Consider the following 3,432-nt stretch of genomic DNA (forward strand, 5'->3'; position numbering starts at 1 on the left):
CCATCTCAAACGCGTTCAATCCGGATCAGTCCGCCGGCCCGCTGCGGGCGATGCATGCGCATCTCGCGGCCAGCTTCCCGGCTTTTCACGCGGCGACCAAACTCGAACTCGTGGGCCAATACAGCCTGCTGTTCACCTGGCAGGGCAGCGATCCCGCGGCCGGGCCGATCGCATTGCTCGCGCATCAGGATGTGGTGCCGGTAGCGCCCGGCACCGAGAAGGACTGGCAGTATCCGCCCTTTGACGGCGTCGTTGCCGATGGTTTTGTCTGGGGGCGCGGCTCCTGGGACGACAAGGGTAATCTCTATTCCATTCTCGAAGCAGTGGAGGCACTGGCCAAGGCCGGCTTCCGCCCGAAGCGGACGATCTATTTTGCTTTCGGGCATGATGAGGAAGTTTCCGGCACCCGCGGTGCGCAGGCGATCGCGGCGCTGCTGAAGTCGCGCGGGGTAAAGCTCGATTTCGTTCTCGATGAGGGGCTGCTGATCACCGAAAAAATCCTGAAGGGTCTCGATCAGCCGATGGCGTTGATCGGTGTGGCCGAGAAGGGCTATGCGACGCTGGTGCTGAATGCGCGTGCGACCCCCGGCCATTCCTCGATGCCGCCGCGCGAAACGGCCATCGGCATGATGAGCGCCGCGCTGACGCATCTGGAGAATGCGCGCCTGCCGATGCAGGTCCGCAGTACGGTGGCGGAGATGTTTGCCACCATCGCGCCGGAGATGGGCGGCTTCAATCGCGTGGTGCTGTCGAATCTCTGGCTGTTCAAGCCGTTGCTGCTGCGCGAATTCGAGAAGAGCGGCCCGACCGAAGCGACGGTGCGCACGACCACCGCGCTGACGATCTTCAATGCCGGCGACAAGGACAATGTGTTGCCGGGCAATGCCGAGGCGGTGGTGAATTTCCGTCTGCTGCCGGGCGATACGCAGGCGAGCGTCACCGAGCATGTGCGCAAGGTGGTCGGCAATGAGAAGATCGAGATCAAGGCATATCCCGGCAATACCGATCCGCCACCGGTGACGGGGACCGCGAGCGACTCATATCGCGCGCTGAACACGACCATCCGCGAGATATTCCCGGACGCGCTGGTGGCGCCGGGATTGATGGTGGCCGCGACGGATTCGCGGAACTATGCCGGGGTGACCGACAACATCTTCCGCTTCTCGCCGGTGCGCGCGAATGCCGAAGATCTGAAGCGCTTTCATGGCACCAATGAACGGCTCAGCATCGCGAATTATGCGGATATGATCCGGTTTTATCGGCGACTGATGGAGAAGCTGTAAGCGATGCCTCTCCACTGTCATTGCCCGCGAAAGCGGGCAATCCAGTATGCGGCGGCGGCTGTGACGACACGCTGATCGCGGTGTCTACTGGATCGCCCGCTTTCGCGGGCGATGACAGTGAATGCGTCACACCGCCGGAGCCTTCAGCCCATTGATCGCACAGGCCGCGCGAAGCGTGTTCACCAGCAAACAAGCGACCGTCATCTGCCCGACGCCGCCGGGCACTGGCGTGATCGCGCCCGCCGTCTTCAGCGCTTCCTGATAAGCGACATCGCCCACCAGCTTCGATTTGCCATCGGCTGCCGGCAGGCGGTTGATACCCACATCGATCACGGTGGCGCCCGGCTTGATCCAGTCGCCGCGCACCATTTCGGATTTGCCGACGGCTGCAAAAACGAGATCGGCCTGCGCGGTCAGCTTTGGCAGGTCGCGCGAGCGCGAATGCGCGATGGTGACGGTAGCGTTCTCGTTCAGCAGCAATTGCACCAGCGGGCGGCCGACCAGATTGGAGCGGCCGATCACGATGGCGTTCATGCCGTCGAGTTTCTCATGCACGCTCTTGGCCAGAATGATGCAGCCGAGCGGCGTGCAGGGCGACAGCGCATCCATGCCGCTGGCGAGGCGGCCGGCATTGACGGGATGCAGGCCATCGACATCCTTGGCGGGATTGATGGCGTTGATGACGGCCTGGGTGTCGAGGCCCTTCGGCAGCGGCAACTGCACCAGGATGCCATGTACCGAAGCGTCGGCGTTCAGCTTCTGCACCAGCGCGATCAGGTCGGCCTGCGCGACATCGGCGGGCAGCACGTGCTCGAAGGAGGCCATGCCGGCTTCCTGGGTCTGCTTGTGCTTGCTGCGCACATAGACCTCGGAGGCGGGATCGCTGCCGACCAGCACCACGGCGAGGCCGGGCGTCAGGCTGTGATCGGCCTTCACGCGCGCGACCTCGGCGGCCACGCGGCTGCGGAGTTCGGCGGCGATTACTTTTCCATCGATCACGCTGGCGGTCATGCTGTGTCCTTGTCGTCAGACGGGCTGGCTGCGATGTCGCGCAGCAGAAGGCCCAGTTTCCTGGCATCGCCGCTCACGGCGATCTGTTTGATGCGGGAGGTGGCGCCCGACAGCAGCCGGACATCCCGCTTCGGCACGCCGAGCTTTTTGGCAAGCAGCTCGGTTACGGCGCGATTGGCCTCGCCGCCTTCGGCAATGGCGCGGACGCGGAGCTTCAGCACCGCGCGGCCATTGGCCATCACCTCGATCCCGTCGATATCGTCACGGCCGCCGCGCGGCGTGACGCGAACCGCGATGCTGACGCCATCGGCGCCATATCGCCAGGGATCAGCCAACGGGCTCAGATCACGTTCGGATAGATGTAATAGGAGATCACCCGCTGCAGGAACATGATGATCAGGATCACGACGATCGGTGACAGGTCGAGGCCGCCGAGGCTCGGCAGCATGCGGCGGATCGGCGCCAGCACGGGCTCGGTGATGCGATAGAGGAATTCGCCGACGGCGGCGATGAACTGGTTGCGGGTGTTCACCACATTGAAGGCGATCAGCCAGGACAGGATCGCCGAGGCAATCAGCAGCCAGACGTAGAGATCGAGGATGATCAGCACGATATCGAGAACGGCGCGCATGGCGGGAATGGCTCAATGGTTGGGTCGCGGATTGGACCTTCGGCTAAATATCGGTTCGCGCCTGCGCAAACAAGGGAAGGCTGGGCCGAAAAAGCCCGGAAAATCGAGACTTTGCGCCGTGCGCGGGTCGTTCTTGACTTGCCGTTAACGGGGATTGTAAATGGCGCCCATTCCAGACCTGCGCCGCTTCGCGGTGCTGTTCTTGACGGGCCCATAGCTCAGCTGGGAGAGCGCGTCGTTCGCAATGACGAGGTCGGCGGTTCGATCCCGCCTGGGTCCACCACGCTTCGCCAAAAGGCTTCGCGTGGCGCAGCCATGCGGAGCCTTTTGGCGAAGCGTGGTGTCCGGCGAAGCCCGTTAGGGCGAAGACGGACGGAGGTTGAAGCTCCCTCTTTATTTCGCTGTACACTCTCCACGAAACCTCGCGTGGCGCAGCCATGCGAAGCCTTTTGGCGAAGCGTGGTGTCCGGCGAAGCCCGTTAGGGCGAAGACGGACGGAGGTTGAAG

The 3,432-nt window shown here is 63.4% G+C and carries 4 protein-coding genes and 1 tRNA gene; 2 read left to right on the top strand and 3 right to left on the bottom strand.

The window, feature by feature from the left end; all coding sequences use genetic code 11:
* On the top strand, positions 1-1,283 hold a 1,283-nt coding region (locus tag ACIQ2A_RS25700), incomplete at its 5' end, for a M20 family peptidase (RefSeq protein WP_398484873.1).
* A 126-nt stretch (positions 1,284-1,409) separates the two neighbouring features.
* Here the strand turns inward: ACIQ2A_RS25700 and folD are convergent.
* The 3 genes from folD to ACIQ2A_RS25715 are packed head-to-tail and all read right to left on the bottom strand — an operon-like array spanning position 1,410 to position 2,925.
* Positions 1,410-2,294: a bifunctional methylenetetrahydrofolate dehydrogenase/methenyltetrahydrofolate cyclohydrolase FolD gene (gene folD / locus ACIQ2A_RS25705; protein WP_398484875.1), complete on the bottom strand. Its 885-nt coding sequence runs from the start codon at positions 2,292-2,294 to the stop codon at positions 1,410-1,412.
* The gene (locus ACIQ2A_RS25710; RefSeq protein ID WP_398484877.1) at positions 2,291-2,629 is read right to left on the bottom strand and encodes a DUF167 domain-containing protein; all 339 of its coding nucleotides are present in this window, start codon (positions 2,627-2,629) and stop codon (positions 2,291-2,293) included. The genes folD and ACIQ2A_RS25710 overlap by 4 nt, the downstream gene beginning before the upstream one ends.
* 5 nt (positions 2,630-2,634) lie before the next feature.
* Entirely contained in the window at positions 2,635-2,925 is a 291-nt protein-coding gene (locus ACIQ2A_RS25715) for a YggT family protein (RefSeq protein ID WP_398484879.1), read from the bottom strand.
* Positions 2,926-3,132: 207 nt separating this feature from the next.
* Here ACIQ2A_RS25715 and ACIQ2A_RS25720 point away from each other — a divergent pair.
* Positions 3,133-3,208, top strand: a tRNA-Ala gene (locus tag ACIQ2A_RS25720).
* Positions 3,209-3,432 lie beyond the last annotated feature (224 nt).

The organism is Tardiphaga sp., assembly GCF_044336785.1.
GTDB lineage: Bacteria > Pseudomonadota > Alphaproteobacteria > Rhizobiales > Xanthobacteraceae > Tardiphaga.

Coding starts and splice junctions, on each gene's coding strand:
- folD (WP_398484875.1), bottom strand. CDS start 2,294: ATGACCGCCAGCGTGATCGATGGAAAAGTAATCGCCGCCGAACTCCGC.
- ACIQ2A_RS25715 (WP_398484879.1), bottom strand. CDS start 2,925: ATGCGCGCCGTTCTCGATATCGTGCTGATCATCCTCGATCTCTACGTC.